Raw genomic sequence first — 17,535 nt, 5'->3', positions numbered from 1 at the left:
AATGGGTCTGTCAAAGGTTGATCTGAATCTCTTCGTTGTCTTCGAAGCCGTCTACAGAACGCGAAACCTGACGCGTGCAGCGGAGATGCTGTTCATCACTCAGCCTGCTGTCAGCAATGCGTTGGCGCGGATGCGCAAAGCATTCGACGATCAGCTTTTTGTCAGTACGTCGGCCGGCATGATACCGACGCCCGTTTCGGAAAACATCATCGGCCGGGTTCGTGAGGCGCTGCAGTTGCTCGACTCGAGCACTCACGTCGGAGGACTTTTCGACCCCGTTTCGTCTGAGCGTACGTTTCGCCTCAGCATGACCGACCTCACGGAGGCGCTTCTTCTGCCCGCACTGGAGGAAGTGCTGCAACGACTGGCGCCCGGCATCCGCATCGAGAGCTACTTCACGACGCGTAAAGAGGTCCCGGAAGCGCTAGCCAATGGTGCGGTCAATCTTGCGATCGACGCGCCGCTGATTGACGACCCTTACCTCGAGCAGGAGCCGCTGGGACGCGACCGGTATGCGTGCATGCTGCGTCACGAGCATCCGTTTGCCAGGAAGAAGCTGACGATCGACGACTACCTCGGGTTCGGTCATATCCACGTATCGAGTCGCCCCCAGGGACCGGGTCTCGTCGACGCGGAACTGAACCGGCTGGGCGTCAGGCGATCAATTCAGACGCGGGTTCAACACTATCTGGTCGCCCCGTTGATCGCGATGCGAACCGACCTGGTCCTCACGGCCCCCCTTGTGCTTCTTCAGCGGTATGACGCGCGAATCCTGGCGCTGCCGTTCGATCTCCCGGATCTCCAGTCTCATTGCTACTGGCATCGAAGCGTGACGGGGGATCCGGCTCATCGCTGGCTGCGCGAGCAGATTGGCCGTCTCATGCGGGAAATGAACCAGTAGCTGGGGCATACGGGGGCGTACCCGCCCGGTGTCACGAAAACTTATAGCCGGCTATCACAACAATAAATTTCCTGAATGACGAGGCGCTGGGTAATCTGCTAACCATGTTGAGACGAGGATGGCATGGCAGAACTCTATCTTGTACGGCATGGGCAGGCGTCTTTCGGCGCCGAAAACTATGACGAGCTATCACCTTCCGGTCGTACCCAATCAAGCTGGCTGGGCGAGTACTTCGCGCAGGCGAAATTGCGGTTCGATCGCGTTGTCATCGGAACGATGCAGCGGCATCGGCAAACCGCCGATGCGATTCTCGCCGCAATGGGCGGCTCGCAAGTCGAGATCGCGCAAGACGCGGGTTTGAACGAATACGATTTTCAGGCATTGTTCGCAGCCCTCGGCGAAGAGGGCTTGCCGCTGGGTTTGTCTGCAGGTCTGTCGGCCACAAGTTCAAAGAAGGACTTTTACAAAGGGCTTAGGCACGTGCTGCAGCTTTGGGCCGATGACCGCTTGCCAGGTCCTGTTCCAGAGACATGGCAGCAATTCCAGACGCGTGTCCAGCGTGCGCGCAGCGAAATCCAGCGGGCTGGCGGAAAGCGCGTTCTGGTGGTGAGTTCGGGTGGGCCGATCGCAGTAACTGCCCAACAGGTTCTAGAGGCGCCTGCTGCGAGCGCGATTGCACTGAACATGCAGGTTCGAAACAGCAGCGTTTGCCAATATGTCTTTAACGACGGCGCGATGTCGCTAGTCAGCTTTAATTCAGTGCCTCATCTCGAACGTGCCGAGAGGCATGAATTTGTCACCTATGGCTGACCTCAGTCGGGATTCACGCAAAATGAACTACCCCTACGCTCACATTTGTTCGCTGCCCCCCGAGGGGGCCGCTGCCTCCCTTGGGGCGGCCCGGCGGGAGAAAATGAACGACCCCCACGCTTACATTCGTTCGCTGCCCCCCGAGGGGGCCGTTGCCTCCCTTGGGGCGGCCCGGCGGGAGGCAACATGAATACCAGCCTTCAATTCAACATCGAAGATCTCACACGTTATCTGACGGCGCACGTGCCCGGGTTTCAGGGGCCGTTGTCCGTCGAGAAATTTCCCGGCGGACAGTCCAATCCGACGTTTCTTTTGCAGGCGCAAAGCGGTCGCTATGTGCTGAGGCGTCAACCTCCCGGCGCACTGCTCAAGTCCGCCCATGCCGTTGATCGTGAGTTTCGCGTGCTGTCGGCGCTCGGCCGGACACCGGTCCCTGTCGCACGTGCTTATCACCTTTGCGAGGACCGTGACGTCATCGGCAGCCTGTTTTACATCATGAGCTACGAAGACGGGCGAATCTTCTGGAATCCGGCGCTGCCCGAAGTACCCGTCGAGGAGCGCGGCGCCGTCTACGACGCACTGCTCGGCACGATGACGGCGCTCCACGACGTGGATATCGACGAAGTCGGATTGTCGGACTACGGTCGCCCAGGCAACTATTTCGCGCGTCAAATCGACGTCTGGACGAGGCAATATCGCGCCGCGCAGACCGAGATCCTGGCGCCGATGGAGTCGCTGATCGAGTGGCTGCCTGCCCACTGTCCAGAGGAAGCCGGAAAGCCTTCACTCGTGCACGGAGATTTCCGTATCGACAACCTCATTTTCATGCGCGACGCGCCGCAAGTTCGCGCCGTTCTCGACTGGGAGCTATCCACGCTGGGCAATCCACTGGCTGACATTGCGTACTTCTGCATGTGTTTGCGGCTCCCGCCCGGCGGTCATATCGCCGGACTCGAGGGTCTGAATCGAGGAGCGTTGGGGGTGCCGGACGAGGCGTCGATTGTCGAGCGGTATTGCGAGCTCAGGGGAATGTCGTCGATTGAGAACTGGAACTTTTACCTGGCGTTCAGTTTTTTCCGGCTTGCAGCTATCGCACAGGGGGTGAAGAAGCGGGCCTTGAGCGGTAACGCATCGAATGAAAAGGCGCGCCAGGTGGGGCAGATGGCTGGGGCGCTTGCCAGGATGGGCACTGACCTGATCTGAAGACAGGCAGGAAACCGGAACGTGGACATACGGAGACTGATTGTGACTACTAATTTGTTTGATCTGAAAGGAAAGATTGCGCTGGTGACGGGCGCCAGCCGCGGTATCGGTGAGGAGATCGCCAAACTGCTCGCCGAGCAGGGTGCCCACGTGATTGTGTCGAGCCGCAAGCTGGAAGATTGCGAATCGGTGGCGCGCGAGATCAGGGAAGCGGGCGGGAGCGCTGAAGCGCAACCGTGCCATGTCGGGCGTGTCGAGGACATTCTCGCGATCTTCCAGCATATTCGTGCACGGCATGGCCGTCTGGACATCCTCGTCAACAACGCGGCGACGAATCCGTATTTTGGCCACATTCTCGACACCGATCTGACGTCATTCGAAAAGACGGTGGAGGTCAATCTGCGCGGCTACTTCTTCATGTCCGTGGAGGCGGGCAAGCTGATGCGGGAGAACGGCGGCGGTGCGATCGTCAACACGGCTTCGGTCAATGCATTGCAGCCTGGCGACAGGCAGGGCATCTACTCGATCACCAAAGCCGCCGTTGTCAACATGACGCGGGCATTCGCAAAGGAGTGCGGGCCGTTGGGGATTCGTGTGAATGCGCTGCTCCCCGGATTGACCAAAACCCGCTTTGCGGGGGCACTGTTCGAAGATCAGGCTACGTACGAAAACTGGGTGTCGCAGATCCCGCTGCGGCGCCACGCGGAACCTCGTGAGATGGCGGGCACCGTGCTTTACCTGGTGTCCGACGCTGCGAGCTATACCAATGGAGAGTGTGTCGTCGTCGACGGTGGACTGACGATCTAATCAGGTAGTCGAAATGCAGCATTAACCGATACGTCGACGACTTCAATCAGGATTAAGGAAGAGTAAAAATGGACTTTGCATACAGCCCGAAAGTCGAAGCGCTACGCACCCAGGTGCGTGCGTTCATGGACGCCCACATCGTTCCGCGCATCCGCCAATGGCACGAGGAAGTGCATGCGGGTCAATATCCGGTTTCCTTCATGGAGACCTTGAAAGATCAGGCGCGTGAAGAGGGTCTCTGGAACCTGTTCCTTCCGCATCTGCGCGATGACGAGCCCGGTACCCGCCTGACCAATCTCGAGTACGCGCCCCTCGCTGAAATCATGGGGCGGGTGTCGTGGGCATCGGAAGTGTTCAACTGCAATGCGCCGGACACGGGCAATATGGAGCTGCTCCATATGTTTGCCACGCCCGATCAGCGCGAGCAGTGGCTCAAGCCCCTTCTCGACGGCAAGATCCGCTCGGCGTTTGCGATGACGGAGCCGGCTGTGGCCTCCTCGGACGCGACCAATATCACGACGTCGATTCGTCGTGACGGGGATGACTATGTCATCGACGGCAGGAAGTGGTTCATCACGAATGCAGCACACCCGAATTGCACGCTCTTCATCGTGATGGGCAAAACGGACCCGGACGCGCCGAGCCACCGTCAACAGAGCATGATTCTCGTGCCCCGCGATACACCCGGCGTCAAGGTGATCCGCAATATCACGGTGGTCAATCACGTGGCACCGGAAGGACACTGCGAGATCGAGTTCAAAGGTGTGCGCGTACCCCGGTCGAATCTACTCGGTGAAGAAGGTAGCGGCTTTGCGCTCGCGCAGGCGCGCCTTGGGCCGGGACGGATTCACCACTGCATGCGTTCGATCGGCGCCGCGGAACTGGCGCTCGAGTTGATGGTGGAACGGGCCCAGGCACGCACGGCATTCGGAAAGACGCTGTATGAGCAGGGGGTCGTCGCCGAATGGATCGCGAAATCCAGAATTGAAATCGATCAAGCAAGGCTGTTCGTTCTCAAAGCCGCGTGGATGATCGACAACGTGGGTGCGAAGGAGGCGAAGAAGGAGATCTCGATGATCAAGGCGCTCGTACCGAGTGTTCATACCGCCGTTTGCGAGCGGGCGATGCAGGTATTTGGCGCGATGGGGCTGAGCCCCGACACGCCATTGGCCGATAGCTGGACATGGGGCCGTGCATTACGGTTCGCAGATGGCCCGGACGAGGTTCACTTGCAGAGCATTGCACGCATGGAAATCAAGGCGCAGCCCTATGAGCCGGGGAAGGACAATCCCTACCTGACGGCGTCGGTGTGACGCATCGCGCCAGTTTCAAGGACCGACCTTGTGGGGGACCTTGGCGGCGAGCGGCGTGAATACGCTCAACACTGAGGCACTCCACGGAGGTCGATCTCTCGCAGTGCGTTGACCCTCCGCCGCCAGCCGCAGGATGTGCCAACGCATTTCCCGCCCCTTGGCGAGACGACTAGCGCTCGCCGTCAAATCCCCCCCCAACAAAGACCGTGTTTTTTCCGACGGCTCTGCCGCAAGTACGCTTTCAAAGCTGTCCATCAAGCTGTCCATCAACCTGGACACGGCGTATCGCGGGGAACAGAGCCCTCGCGGATGCGGTAGGCCAGTGGAGACTGCCGCAGGAAGACGAAACGCGGCGTCAAAATGCCCAATCGGAAGACCGCCCCGTGGATTGATCTGTTGCCCGCTCGAGATGCGTTGCCATGCCTATAGGGTTATCCCTCACGCCTCTTAAACCCCGCGGAACAAGGCGCGCCGCAGTGGTCGATGTGTTGGCGGTGCAGAAAGTAAATTTTCTGGCAGTTGCGCACAAAGTTTCCGGGCAACGTGTGGTTGTGGGCACAACGCCTCGATCGGAGCCGGTGCCATTAGTGGATGACGTATTCGCCGAGTCGGCCGGTTGCTAAAGTCGTCCCGGCCCATTGAGTCACGCAAAGAAGCAATCAGGCGCGAGTGCGTAGCTGGCAACGAACGAGTTGGAGATGTGATTCATATGATTCGTAGTACGACATAATCATAAAATTGGAGCTTGTGTATGACGAAGGTCAGGAGATTGTTCGGAAAGGAGCGGCATCGACGCAAGGCCGGCCTGTTGGCGGCCATCATGTCTACTGCGACGCTGTACTCCGTCTCAGCAGCCGCGCAGTCGTCGGTCACGCTTTTCGGCGTCGTCGATGAAGGAATTCGCTACACGACTCATGCGGATCCGCAAGGCGATTATCGTGTGCAGCTCGCCAACGGTGCAAACGAGAGCCTTTGGGGATTCAAGGGAACGGAAGACATTGGTGGCGGAACGAAGGTCGTATTCCAGCTGGAGAATCGCTTTTTCCCGAACACCGGGGCGACCGACCCCGCTTATCCGTTCTTCAATACGGCCTTTGTTGGGCTGCAGTCGAGCAGTTACGGAAAGTTGACCATGGGCCGTCAGATCAACCCGCTTACCGACGCTGTTGTGGGCGCCTTCGTGACCAATGCATGGCTGCCGACCTTCTACCAGTTTCGGCCAGAAGTCATGATGGCCCAGGGCGTGTGGACCAGCAACATGGTGAAGTACGCGGCGCGATGGCAATACCTCACGGCTGAGGTGTCGTATGCATTTGGTGGCAATGCAGGCGCATTTGGTTCGGGAAGTCAGATTGGGGCGTCGATTCTCTATTTGCCTGGCGCGCCATTGCGTCTGGCTGCCGCGTACCTGGACTCGCGCGATGCCGTGAACGGTTCCGCGCACTTCAAATCCTGGACGGCTGGCGGGTCCTATTCGTTCGGAGATACGACAGTCAATGCAGGCTGGGCCGTGAACAGACAGGATGCCGGGTTTGTCGGCAATTTCCCTAACGGTCCATTCACCGCGCCGGAATTGTCCGCGCTTAAATTCAATACATTCAGTGCCCGGCAAATGTTTTTTGGTGGGGTGACGCAGCTGGTAGGGGACGCGACACACCTTTCGGCGAATGTATGGCGCACGATTCAGACCGGGAAGACGCAAGCGGCCGACGGGAACGCGACGCAATTCCAGCTGCTCGCGGACTATAACTGGTCGAAACGCACGGACACCTATCTGGAAGCCGACTACTCGCTGTACCGCGGCGGAATGGTGGGCGCCCAGTTCCAGGGCATCAACGCCCTGAGTTCTGCGTACGGCACGACCCAGCTAGGCATCATGGCCGGCATCCGGCATACGTTCTAGCCTGCCTGCGGGACGACTCGTGGCTCGAGAGAGCGCCAGCGGGAGCGATTACGGATAGTCCTGAAAGGACGAGAGGATGTCCTTCGAACATATTTCGATTCGACCATACCGGAGAGCGATCGCTCCTTTTTCGGCCATTGCCTTGAGCTCCAGCGACAACGTCTGGCGTGTGATGCCGAGCATCATGGCCAGTGTGTCCTGGGAGATGCTGACGTCCTGGCGACTCTGCGGCCACGCTGTCACGTCGCCCGACGCGAGCAGCAGCAGGCGCCGGGCAACGCGTGCGCGCGTCGAGTGGAGGGTGGCATCTTCGACTATGCGATAGAGCCAATTCATGTGAATGGACTGCAACTCGGCGATGGCCCGAAGGAACGCTTGACTCTGCATCAGCTCCTCAAAGGCGGGTGTCCTGACCACGAAGACGGTCGATCGCTCGATCGCCACGACATCTCGCGTGCGTGGCTGGCGAACGGTCATGGATGTCTGTCCAAACCAGTTACCGGCTTCGATGACGGCCAGTATCGCCTCCTTGCCGTCTTCGCGCAGCGTGAAGGCCTTGAGTCTGCCGTTCTTGAGGCCACAGAAGCCGGTCGGCGTATCGCCACGGCGGAACAGATATTCGCCCGGCTGCAGCGTCATCAATTCGCTTCGCTGGACAAGCGCCTCCTGCTCGAGCGCAGGCAAGGAGCAGAACCACTGGTTTGTCCGCATTTCTTCGGACGTATCGGTCATGAACGCCATTTTGGAGCAGTCGATGTACACAAGTGCTGAAAACGCGACGGAAAATCACAGGCTTGCGCAGCTTCCGACGCGTGCGTATCAGACCGCCAGGCTGTTGGTCTCCGACCATTATCGGGTTCAGGCCGCTGATCGAGAAGAATTCATTTTATACGTGCGGAAAATTGCCATGCAAGGTTGCCGCCCGGGCCTTGCCGGCGCCGGTCTCCCCCGGTTGTAACCACGGCGCTCCCCCATTCAGGGGGTACTTCCCGAGTCCTGACACTTGCATGATTGTCCCAACGGGATGTCACAGCAGGCCGGGAAAAATACAACGATCAACATTCGCTTGCAATCCATTTTGGAACTGAAGGAGATATAGATGCAGAACGAAGTCAATACGCCAGCGACCGCCGCTTACGCCTATCCGTTGCTGATCAAGCAGCTGTTGCTCACGCCGTTCGTTCAGGCGCAAGACGAAGAGATTGTCTACCGGGATCAGTTCCGCATGACCTATGCGACGTTGCGCGAGCGGATCGCGCGACTCGCCAACGGGTTGAGCCAGCTTGGCGTGCAGCACGGCAGCACCGTCGGGGTGATGGACTGGGACAGCCACCGCTATCTCGAGTGCTATTTCGCCGTTCCGATGATGGGCGCGGTGTTGCAGACCGTGAACGTACGTTTGTCGCCGGCTGAAATCGCCTACACGATCAATCATGCCGGCGCTGAAATTCTGCTGGTTCACGCTGATTTTCTGCCTGTCGTCGAAGCCATCAAGGACAAACTGGAAACAGTGCGTACCTTCATCTTGATCGATGAACCCGGCAGTGAAACTTGTGCACACAGTATTCCGTTCTCGGCCGAATACGAGTCGATGCTGTCGGCGAATAGCACGAGCTACGCCTTTCCGGACTTTGACGAGAACACGCGTGCAACGACGTTCTACACCACCGGTACGACCGGTCTTCCGAAGGGCGTCTACTTTACGCATCGGCAATTGGTTCTGCACACCATCACCCTGATGGCGGCGCTGGCGAGCCCTGTCTCGGGACAGCGTTTCCATCGTGGTGACGTGTACATGCCGCTCACGCCGATGTTTCACGTCCACGCATGGGGCATGCCGTATATCGCCACGGCTCTGGGTGTGAAGCAGGTCTATCCCGGGCGCTATCTGCCGGACCGGCTCGCACGACTCGTGCGCGAAGAGGGCGTCACGTTCTCGCATTGTGTCGGCACGATCCTGCACATGCTGCTCGCGTGCGAGGAGGGCAAGGCGACGGACATGAGCAAGTGGAAAGTCATCATCGGCGGCGGCGCGTTGCCGGAAGGCCTCGCCAAGGCTGCGCTAGACCGGGGCATCGACGTGTTCGTCGGTTACGGGATGTCGGAGACGTGCCCCGTGCTCAGTCTCGCCCAACTGCCGCCGGGGGCCGAAAAGCTCGACGCCGACGAGCAGCTTCGCCTGCGCTGCAAGACCGGCCGGCCGGTTCCGCTCGTCGACCTGCGGGTCGTCGACGACAACATGGACGAACTCGCCCGCGACGGCAAAGCCACCGGCGAGATCGTCGCTCGCGCTCCGTGGCTCACGCAGGGCTATCTGAACAATCCTGAGGCTTCCCAGCAGCTTTGGACCGGTGGCTATCTCCATACGCAGGATATTGCCAATGTCGATCCAACGGGCAACATCCAGATCACTGACCGTCTCAAGGACGTGATCAAGTCCGGCGGCGAGTGGGTTTCATCGCTCGAGATAGAAAACCTGATCTCGCGCTATGAGGGGGTTTCCGAAGTGGCCGTCATCGGCATCAAGGATGAGAAGTGGGGGGAGCGGCCGGTGGCGCTTGTCGTGCTCAAGGAGGGAGCGGGCGTCACGGAGGACGATATCAAGCAGCACGTACTGTCGTTCAGCACATCCGGAAAGATATCGAAATACGCGGTGCCGCAGATCGTGAAGTTTGTCGATGCGCTCGCAAAAACGAGTGTCGGCAAGACTAACAAGAAGTGGCTGCGTGATCAGTTCGCCTGATTGGCAAGCAAATTTCGAGGAGTGCAAATGATGAGTATCGAGAATTACAGCGTCGTCACCATCGACGACTTCGTGGGTCGCGAGCTGGGCGTGTCGGATTGGGTCGTCGTCGATCAGGCGCGCATCGACGCCTTCGCGCAATGCACCGGCGACAGGCAATGGATTCACGTAGACGTGGAGCGTGCGAAGCGCGAGAGCCCCTTCGGCGGCACGATCGCGCATGGCTATCTGACGCTATCTCTACTGGCGGCACTTGCGATCGAGATCGGCCTGATTCCCGAAGACGCATCGGCTGGCCTCAACTACGGGCTCGACAAGGTGCGCTTCATGACACCGGTTAAGGCCGGCGCACGGGTACGCAACCGCGTGACCCTGGTGTCGGTGGAGAAAAAGGGCGGCGGCCGCGTCATCGTCAAGACGATGAACGAGTTGCAGATCGAGGGCGAGGCCAAGCCGGCCCTGATTGCGGAGACGCTGGCGATGCTGGTGGCGTGAGCCGGATCGCTCGACGAACATGATGCAGTTGTTTGAGGAGCAGCAAAATGGCGGTAACCCCTGAAAACACATCGCGCGGCACGCCGTCCGACGATCTCGCGGCGTCTGCGGCGGAGGGCATGCTCGGCCCCAACCCGTTTGTCGGGCTGCGTCCGCGCGACATCCTGGCCACCGCACAGCAGATCGGCGCCCAGGCGTTGCGACAACCCGCGCTGGTCGCTGAACAGGAAGCGGCGCTGGCCCGTGAGCTGATCGCCGTGCTGTCCGGCAGCGCGGAGTGCCAGCCGCCGCCGGGCGACAAGCGCTTCGGCGATCCGGCGTGGCAGGACAACACGTGGTACCGCATGACGCTGCAAGGCTATATGGCATGGCGCGACGCGTTGAACGGGTTCGTCGCCCGCTCGGCGCTGGACCCGAAAAGCAAGGAACGCGCGCAGTTCGTGATGTCGCTTTTCACGGATGCGTTGGCGCCGACGAATACGCTGCTCGGCAATCCGGCCGCGCTCAAGAAGATCGTCGAGTCAGGCGGCGCGAGCCTGCTTGGCGGCTTCAAAAACTTCATGATGGACCTGCTGAAGAACCAGGGCATGCCGGAGCAGGTCGACCGCACGGCGTTCGAGGTCGGCAAGAATCTCGCCATGTCGCCGGGTGCAGTGGTGTTTCGTAACGAAGTGCTTGAACTGATCCAGTACGCGCCGGCAACGGAGCAGGTGTACGGCCGCCCGCAACTGATCGTGCCGCCCCAGATCAACAAGTTCTATGTGTTCGATCTGTCGGAAGGCAAGAGCATCGTCAACTATCTGGTGAAGAACGAGTTCCAGGTGTTTGTCGTGAGCTGGCGCAACCCCACCGCCGTGCAGCGTGACTGGGACATGGATACCTATGTCACCGCGCTCATCGAAGCCATCGCGGCGGTACGGGACATCACCGGCAGCGACGACGTGAACCTGCACGGCGCCTGCTCCGGCGCGATGACGATATCCGCGCTGCTCGGGCACCTCGCGAGCCGCGGTGACAAGACCGTGAACGCCGCCACGCTGATGGTCGCCGTGCTGGACAACACCGAACAGTCGCAACTCGGCCTCTTCGCAACGCCGGAAGCGATCGCGGCGGCCAAGCAGAACAGCACCGCGCGCGGCGTGCTCGCCGGCGAGGAGATGGGCCGCGTGTTTGCGTGGTTGCGCCCCAACGATCTGGTGTGGAGTTACTGGGTCAACAACTACCTGTTGGGCAAGACGCCGCCTGCTTTCGACATCCTCTACTGGAACAACGACACGACCCGGCTGCCCGCGAAGCTGCACGGACAGCTGCTCGATATTTTCACGGGCAACCTGTTCTGCAAGCCGCATGCGCTGACGGTGCTGGATACGCCGATCGACCTGTCCGAGGTGACCTGCGACAAGTACGTGGTGGCCGGCATCACGGATCACATCACGCCATGGAAGGGCGTCTACAACTCGGCGCGGACCTTCGGCGGCAATACGCGCTTCGTGCTGAGTTCGAGTGGCCATATTCAAAGCCTGATCAACCCGCCGGGCAATCCCAAGGCGAAGTTCTTCGTGAATCCGGATCCGGCTCTGCCGGCCAGTGCCGACGCGTGGCTCGCTGCCGCGCAGCCTGAAAAGGACTCGTGGTGGAACAACTGGCGAGACTGGTTGGCCACCCGTTCAGGCGAGCGGCGAGCCGCGCCGGCGTCGCCCGGCAATGAGCGGTATGCGTCGGTCGCACAAGCGCCCGGCACCTACGTGATGGAAGCATGACGTACCCCATTGGCCGTGTCGTCGCGTCATCGCATCACGGCCCGTATTTTTCAACGCAGTTTTTTGGAGTCTTGACCATGGAATCAACCAATCCCAACAGCCTTTTCGCTGAATACACCAAGATGATCGGGCAGTTCAAGCTGCCGGGCATCGACGTTGCCGCGCTTCTGGAGTCGCGCCGCAAGGACATCGACGCCCTGGCGCAGGCCAACACCACCGCGCTCGCAGGCATGCAATCGCTCGCGAACCGGCAGTCGGAGATTCTGCGCACGACGATGACTGAGTTGCAGTCTCTCGTCACGCGGCTGATCGCGTCAGGCAGCAAGCCCACCGCGAATACGGGCGAAGTGGTGCAACAGGCGTTGCATAAGGCGCTGGTGGACATGCAGGAACTCGCGGATACGGCATACCGGGCCCAGTCCGACAGTTTCGCGGTGGTGACCAAGCGTGTTGCTGAGCACGTCGAAGAGTTGAAGGCGCTGCTGCAACCCAGGAAGTAGTGCGGCAAAGCAATGCAAAACGCCGATGCCGCCGAGGCAGCGGCGGTCTGACGTGTCGTGTCATGAGGTCTTCCAGATGAGAAAAAAATGACTATTCACCCCGAGTCTGTCACCACCCTGCAGATCCAGACCGTCGATCTGGACGGCCAGGTGTTGCGCGTTGCGATCCGGCATGGCAGTGACGCTGCGCCGCCATTGCTCATCTTCAACGGTATTGGCGCGAATCTCGAACTGGTGGAACCGTTCGTGGCCGCGCTGGAGGGTGTGGGCGTCATCATCTTCGACATTCCCGGTGTCGGCGGCTCGCCTGCGCCGGTCGTGCCGTATCGCTTCTCGACGCTGTCCGTGCTGACCGACAAGCTCTTGTCGCGGCTGGGTTATGACGGACCCGTCGATGTGCTCGGCGTGTCGTGGGGCGGCGCGCTCGCGCAGCAATTCGCCCACCTGTATCCGGGGCGCTGCCGCCGGCTGATTCTTGCGGCAACGTCGCCAGGCGTGGTCATGGTGCCGGCGCGGCTCTCGGTGCTGTCGAAGCTGATCGGACCGCGCCGCTATACCGATCCGGCTTACCTGCAACAGGTCGGGGCGGAAATATACGGCGGCGCCTACCGGCGCGATCCTGCGCTGCTGAAGGAACATAGCCGCCACATTCAGGCGCCGCGCGGCCGTGGCTACCTTTATCAACTGCTGGCCGCCGCGGGCTGGAGCAGCCTGCCCTGGCTCGGCGGCTTGCGCCAGAGAACGCTCGTCATGCACGGCAACGACGATCCTATCGTGCCCTTGACCAACGCGAAGATTCTCGCTGCCCGGATCCGCGACGCGACGCTCTATGTGATCGACGACGGGCACCTGTTTCTGATCACGCGTGCGAAAGACGTCGCTCCTGTCGTGCAAAGGTTCCTTGGGCAGGAGGCGGTTTGAGGTTTCTGACTGACGGCGAAGAGAGGCTGCAACGCACGGCGGCCGCTTTACCTGCGGAGCGCAAGGCAATTCGCCTGACACGCATGAGACGAACGGCGACGTGTCTGCTCGCGCTGATGATCGCGCTGCTGCTCGTGTGCATTCCCTGGCAGGGCCAGTATCCGTGGCTTGCCTGGCTGCGCGCGTTTGCTGAGGCAGGCACAGTCGGCGCGATAGCTGACTGGTATGCGGTGGTCGCGTTATTCCGGCATCCGTTTGGCCTGCCGATCCCGCATACGGCGATCATTCCGCAACGGCAGCAACGCATCGCCGAGAGTCTCGGCAACTTCGTCGAAGAAAATTTCCTGACGCCGGAGCTGATCATCAGCCGGCTAAGCGGTCATAACGCCGTGCACGCGCTGGCCGGGTGGCTGGCCGAACCGGCAAACAGCCGGGCCATCGCCGACGTGGTGGCCGACTCGCTGCCGGGCTTGCTGGACGGTATCGACGACGCGGACGTGGGGCGATTCTTCGACCAACTGGTGATTCCGCAATTGCGTACGCTCGACGTGTCTCGCGCGGCCGGCGGCATCCTGAAAGTCCTGACCGAGGGGGACCGGCATCAGCCGCTGCTGGATCGCGGACTAGAGGCGCTGGAGACATGGCTCAAGGCCAACGTGGATCTGATCAAGGCAAAATTCAGCGCGGCGTCGAGATACACGCCCGCGCCGCTGGACGCCTATATCGTCAATCGATTCGTCGAAGGCATCGTTGCACTGCTTCATGAAGTCGCCGCGAGTCCGGATCATGAGCTGCGCCGTCAGTTCGACCAGGCTGTGCGGCACCTGATTGTTCAATTACAGACGTCGGCCGTTCACCGCCGCCTGGGCAGAACGTTCTTGCGCGATTGCATCCGGCATGTCCGGGGCGGCGAATACTATCGTCTGATTCTGGCTCACACCCGCGCGCGCGTGACAGCCGACCTCGATCGCGAGCATTCGGTCCTGCGCGAAGTAGCCGCGAGTGCGTTGGCTTCTCTCGGCAAGAGCGTACGAAGCGAGCCAGCCATTCAGGGCAAGCTGAACGCATGGTGGCTCGAACTCGCCCGGTCGCTCGTGGTGCGCTACCGGCGCCAGTTGTCGGCGCTGATTACCGAGGTGGTGAAGAGCTGGGACGCGCAAGAAGTCAGCCGAAAGATCGAGGCGGAGATCGGCCGCGACCTGCAATACATCCGGGTCAACGGCACCTTCGTCGGCGGCCTGATTGGCGTTGTGCTCCATGCGCTCACGCTTGCTGTCGCCCGGTGAAGCGCGAACTAGCGCTGCCCAACCAGTCCCAACAGCTGCGCGCGCGCAACCGCCTGGGCGCGCTTGTCGACCGCCAGCTTCACGAAGATGCTCTTCACATGGGACTTGACGGTTTCAGGCCCGATCCCGAGGGTGCGCGCGATTTCCTTGTTCGATTGCCCGTGCGCAATCAACTCGACGATGCCGCGCTCCCGCGCGCTCAGCGCTTCCCGTTCGGCATCGCGCCCCGGCTTGCTGCCAGGCTGGTACAGCGCCCGCCAGCCATCGAGCAGGTGATCGATGTAAGAGACGGTCTCCTTCGTCTGCGCCGTGCACCCCGTATCGTCGCGCACGGCCTGCAGCAACGCGCCGATTTCCGGTCCCTGGTCGAGAATGGACCGGTAGACGCCCGCGCTCGCGGCGACGCTCAGGACTTCCCGAAAGATCCCGACGGCGCGGCTGCGTTCGCCAGCACTCAGCCAGACAACCGCGAGCACAGTCCGCAAACGCAACGCGAGGTAATCGCCATGCCGGCGTTCGACGCTGCTCAACGCGGCATTTAACGACTCGACCGCATTCTGGGTTCGGCTCTGCGCCATCGCCACAAAGGCGGCCGCAAGCGCGCGGTAGGTCTCGACCTCCGGTGAGACGGACTGCGCAGGGGCGCAAACGGAGGTTGCGAGCCGATCGAGTTGTGCAACACACGCGGCGGCTTCCGCGACCCTCCCTTCCGTCAGATAGAGCCGGGTGCGCTCAACGAGCGCGGCGGCGCTCAGCCGGTCCCACCGGCGCGCATAAGCCAAGGTCTGAGCCTGGTCGAGCAAGGTATGGGCTTGGGGTGTGTTCGCGCGCGCGATCGCGATCCGGACGAGCAGACGATAGGCGATCAACACGCTATCCAGCATGACTGCGGCGTCGACGACCGGCATCAGGTCGATGACCAGCGCTTCAGCCTCGTCCAGCCGGCCTTGTTCGTAGCGGATGTGTCCGATCATCGGCGCGCATAGCGCGACGCAGATGGACTGCGGGCCGGCATGATGTTCGGCGAGCCGCATCGACTCCGTGAAATACCGTTCGGCCAACGCGAAATGCATCTGCTGCATTTCCGCGTGGCCAAGCAGACAGAGCCGGTAGACAGAAGAGAACACGTTGCGCTTGTCTTCCTCGATCGAATAGGGGATCCATGGCGTCGCGTACAGCGCTTCGAGGTTGCCCGCTTTCCAGTGCCCGAAGCGCACGACGTTGGATACCACGTTGGTGGTCCAGATATCGGTCGACGGCTTGTCGAGGCAGGCCTGTGCAAGCACGAGCGCCCGCTGCGGATCGTCTTGCAGCGCCGCCACGACCGAGCGGATCGCCTGGGATTCCCAATGGATACTTTCGGCGTCGGCGCTCGTGCCGGGGGTGTCGTTCCCGATCGCATCCAACATCGCAAGCGCATCGTGAAAACGCATCGCAAGCGCCATTCCCCAGGCGATCGCGAGGGTGACCTTCACTTGCGCCCGCATCAGGTGCGCAGGGAACTGGCGTTGCCAGCCGAGCAGCGTAAGCAGGTCGCCTTTCGTGACGAGCGCCATCGCGCAATGGCCCATCAAGGAGACGGCATCTTCCGTGGCGCCTGCGGCGATGGCGTGTCTGACCGCGTCTGTCCACCGTTCTTGCCCGGCGTACCACTGGCACGCACGGCGATGCAGCTCCGGCACTTTGTCGCGGTACTGCTTCTCCAGCCGCAGCCGCAAGTATTCGCCCATCAAATGGTGATAGCGGAACCAGTCTCCTTCGAGATCCATCGGTTCGAGCAGCAACTGGCGCGCGGCGATCGCCTCCAGCATGCTCTGGCTCGCCTCGACGCCTGTGACCGCCTCGCACAGCGATGCCGTCAGCCGATCGAGTATCGACGTGCGCAGCATGAACTCGACGGTCTCGACGGGCAGGCGCTTAAGCATGTCTTCCAGATAAGCCGCGAACGGCCGGGAAGCACCGGATGGCGCGGCCAGTTCCAAACCGGGTTTGTACGTCTCGCGCGATAACGCCGAGGTGGAAATGCGCAGCGCCGCGGCCCAGCCCTCGGTGTTTGCGAAGAGCGATTTGACGCTGGACGCGTGCAGTTTGCCTGGGCATTCGTGTTCGACAAAAATGCGCGTTTCGTCGAAGTTGAAGCGCAGCGTCGACGCGTCGATTTCCAGCAGATTGTTGCGGGCTCGCAGTCGGGCGAGCGGCAGCGCGGGATCCGTTCGGGTGCAGATCACCACATGCACGTGCGATGGGGCGTTCTCGACGAAGAACGACACGGCGTCATGAATCGTCGCAAGGCTGATCAGATGATAGTCGTCGAGGAAAAGATAGACCTCGTCGTCGACATCGACCAGTTCATTGATCAGCGTCGAGACAATGGCGTGCGCTGGAATCAGCGAGGCCTCGGCCGTCAGGCCGATCGCCGCCGCGCCGACCTTGTTGCTCGCATGCTGCAACGCCTGCGCCAGATGATGGAGAAAGCGCGCAGGTTCGTCGTCGTCGGTATCGAGCGACAGCCACGCTATCTGCGCACCGCCCGCACGCAGCCGGTCGAGCCACATGAGCGCGAGCGAAGTCTTGCCGAAGCCGGCGGGGGCCTTGATCACCGTGAGCCGTTTGCTTTCGGCCTGCTCGGCGAGGCGAATCAGCCGCGGACGATCGATCAGGCCCGCGGGCAGCCGCGGCGGATACACCTTCGTAGCGAGAAGCAGAGGGAACCGCTTCGGGGGCATCGCTTCAGTCACATGCATCGGCGGCTCCAGGCGTTCGGGTTGACCCTGGCTGCCACCCCCCGTCCATGTAGTCGCGCTCCCCTGTACGGGGGATATTGCGCGGCGTCGCGCAAAGACACCATGGATTCCATCGCGGAGATCGAAGTTCAGTCAGCCGGACAACGGTG

Annotated in this window: 15 protein-coding genes; 13 read left to right on the top strand and 2 right to left on the bottom strand. The window is 61.2% G+C overall.

The window, feature by feature from the left end:
* Nucleotide 1 precedes the first annotated feature (1 nt).
* The 6 genes from HHL24_RS33040 to HHL24_RS33015 all read left to right on the top strand — a co-directional run bounded on the left by HHL24_RS33040 (nt 2) and on the right by HHL24_RS33015 (nt 6,937).
* A complete protein-coding gene (locus HHL24_RS33040; RefSeq protein WP_169489498.1) occupies nt 2-901 on the top strand; it encodes a LysR family transcriptional regulator in 900 nt (299 codons plus the stop codon).
* 123 nt (nt 902-1,024) lie between these two features.
* Nucleotides 1,025-1,711 (top strand): histidine phosphatase family protein, encoded by a 687-nt coding sequence (locus HHL24_RS33035; protein WP_169489497.1) that lies wholly within the window; start codon nt 1,025-1,027, stop codon nt 1,709-1,711.
* A 186-nt stretch (nt 1,712-1,897) separates the two neighbouring features.
* Nucleotides 1,898-2,914, top strand: a complete 1,017-nt coding sequence (locus tag HHL24_RS33030; protein WP_169489496.1) for a phosphotransferase — start codon at nt 1,898-1,900, stop codon at nt 2,912-2,914.
* A gap of 42 nt (nt 2,915-2,956) precedes the next feature.
* A complete protein-coding gene (locus tag HHL24_RS33025) occupies nt 2,957-3,721 on the top strand; it encodes an SDR family oxidoreductase (protein ID WP_169489495.1) in 765 nt (254 codons plus the stop codon).
* 68 nt (nt 3,722-3,789) lie between these two features.
* The gene (locus tag HHL24_RS33020; RefSeq protein ID WP_169489494.1) at nt 3,790-5,034 is read left to right on the top strand and encodes an acyl-CoA dehydrogenase family protein; all 1,245 of its coding nucleotides are present in this window, start codon (nt 3,790-3,792) and stop codon (nt 5,032-5,034) included.
* 751 nt (nt 5,035-5,785) lie between these two features.
* A complete protein-coding gene (locus HHL24_RS33015; protein WP_169489493.1) occupies nt 5,786-6,937 on the top strand; it encodes a porin in 1,152 nt (383 codons plus the stop codon).
* A gap of 48 nt (nt 6,938-6,985) precedes the next feature.
* Here HHL24_RS33015 and HHL24_RS33010 read toward each other — a convergent pair whose 3' ends face one another.
* Nucleotides 6,986-7,669 carry a Crp/Fnr family transcriptional regulator gene (locus tag HHL24_RS33010; protein ID WP_206003123.1) on the bottom strand — a complete coding sequence of 228 codons (684 nt, stop codon included), beginning with the start codon at nt 7,667-7,669 and terminating at the stop codon, nt 6,986-6,988.
* On the opposite strand from HHL24_RS33010, the gene HHL24_RS33005 reads away from it, so the two are divergent.
* The 7 genes from HHL24_RS33005 (at nt 7,668) to HHL24_RS32975 (ending at nt 14,642) form a co-directional block, all read left to right on the top strand.
* Entirely contained in the window at nt 7,668-7,895 is a 228-nt protein-coding gene (locus HHL24_RS33005; RefSeq protein ID WP_169489492.1) for a hypothetical protein, read from the top strand. The two genes, HHL24_RS33010 and HHL24_RS33005, sit on opposite strands and share 2 nt — an antisense overlap.
* 141 nt (nt 7,896-8,036) lie before the next feature.
* Entirely contained in the window at nt 8,037-9,680 is a 1,644-nt protein-coding gene (locus HHL24_RS33000; RefSeq protein ID WP_169489491.1) for a fatty acid--CoA ligase, read from the top strand.
* A 30-nt stretch (nt 9,681-9,710) separates the two neighbouring features.
* Nucleotides 9,711-10,175, top strand: coding sequence for a MaoC family dehydratase (locus HHL24_RS32995; protein ID WP_169489524.1), 465 nt, complete (start codon nt 9,711-9,713; stop codon nt 10,173-10,175).
* Between the two features lie 47 nt (nt 10,176-10,222).
* Nucleotides 10,223-11,935, top strand: a complete 1,713-nt coding sequence (locus HHL24_RS32990; RefSeq protein WP_206003122.1) for an alpha/beta fold hydrolase — start codon at nt 10,223-10,225, stop codon at nt 11,933-11,935.
* Nucleotides 11,936-12,012: 77 nt separating this feature from the next.
* On the top strand, nt 12,013-12,435 hold the full coding sequence (locus HHL24_RS32985; protein ID WP_169489489.1) for a phasin family protein: 423 nt from the start codon (nt 12,013-12,015) through the stop codon (nt 12,433-12,435).
* Nucleotides 12,436-12,522: 87 nt separating this feature from the next.
* A complete protein-coding gene (phaZ, locus tag HHL24_RS32980) occupies nt 12,523-13,356 on the top strand; it encodes a poly(3-hydroxyalkanoate) depolymerase (RefSeq protein ID WP_169489488.1) in 834 nt (277 codons plus the stop codon).
* Nucleotides 13,353-14,642 (top strand): DUF445 domain-containing protein, encoded by a 1,290-nt coding sequence (locus tag HHL24_RS32975; RefSeq protein ID WP_230417662.1) that lies wholly within the window; start codon nt 13,353-13,355, stop codon nt 14,640-14,642. The genes phaZ and HHL24_RS32975 overlap by 4 nt, the downstream gene beginning before the upstream one ends.
* Nucleotides 14,643-14,650: 8 nt before the next feature.
* Here the strand turns inward: HHL24_RS32975 and HHL24_RS32970 are convergent, their stop codons facing one another.
* Nucleotides 14,651-17,386, bottom strand: a complete 2,736-nt coding sequence (locus tag HHL24_RS32970) for a LuxR C-terminal-related transcriptional regulator (protein ID WP_169489487.1) — start codon at nt 17,384-17,386, stop codon at nt 14,651-14,653.
* Between the last annotated feature and the right edge of the window lie 149 nt (nt 17,387-17,535).

Origin of the sequence: Paraburkholderia polaris, from assembly GCF_012927345.1 — a bacterium.
In the GTDB taxonomy this organism is placed as follows: Bacteria; Pseudomonadota; Gammaproteobacteria; order Burkholderiales; family Burkholderiaceae; genus Paraburkholderia; species Paraburkholderia polaris.
This window is presented reverse-complemented; position numbering and strand designations above follow the sequence as displayed.

Bases quoted from the DNA above. Each gene is read 5' to 3' on its own strand.
- HHL24_RS33015 (WP_169489493.1), top strand. From the start codon at position 5,786: ATGACGAAGGTCAGGAGATTGTTCGGAAAGGAGCGGCATCGACGCAAG.
- HHL24_RS32995 (WP_169489524.1), top strand. From the start codon at position 9,711: ATGAGTATCGAGAATTACAGCGTCGTCACCATCGACGACTTCGTGGGT.
- HHL24_RS33000 (WP_169489491.1), top strand. From the start codon at position 8,037: ATGCAGAACGAAGTCAATACGCCAGCGACCGCCGCTTACGCCTATCCG.
- HHL24_RS32985 (WP_169489489.1), top strand. From the start codon at position 12,013: ATGGAATCAACCAATCCCAACAGCCTTTTCGCTGAATACACCAAGATG.
- HHL24_RS32970 (WP_169489487.1), bottom strand. From the start codon at position 17,386: ATGCATGTGACTGAAGCGATGCCCCCGAAGCGGTTCCCTCTGCTTCTC.
- HHL24_RS33020 (WP_169489494.1), top strand. From the start codon at position 3,790: ATGGACTTTGCATACAGCCCGAAAGTCGAAGCGCTACGCACCCAGGTG.
- HHL24_RS33005 (WP_169489492.1), top strand. From the start codon at position 7,668: ATGAACGCCATTTTGGAGCAGTCGATGTACACAAGTGCTGAAAACGCG.
- HHL24_RS32990 (WP_206003122.1), top strand. From the start codon at position 10,223: ATGGCGGTAACCCCTGAAAACACATCGCGCGGCACGCCGTCCGACGAT.
- HHL24_RS33030 (WP_169489496.1), top strand. From the start codon at position 1,898: ATGAATACCAGCCTTCAATTCAACATCGAAGATCTCACACGTTATCTG.
- HHL24_RS33035 (WP_169489497.1), top strand. From the start codon at position 1,025: ATGGCAGAACTCTATCTTGTACGGCATGGGCAGGCGTCTTTCGGCGCC.
- HHL24_RS33010 (WP_206003123.1), bottom strand. From the start codon at position 7,669: ATGACCGATACGTCCGAAGAAATGCGGACAAACCAGTGGTTCTGCTCC.
- HHL24_RS33040 (WP_169489498.1), top strand. From the start codon at position 2: ATGGGTCTGTCAAAGGTTGATCTGAATCTCTTCGTTGTCTTCGAAGCC.
- phaZ (WP_169489488.1), top strand. From the start codon at position 12,523: ATGACTATTCACCCCGAGTCTGTCACCACCCTGCAGATCCAGACCGTC.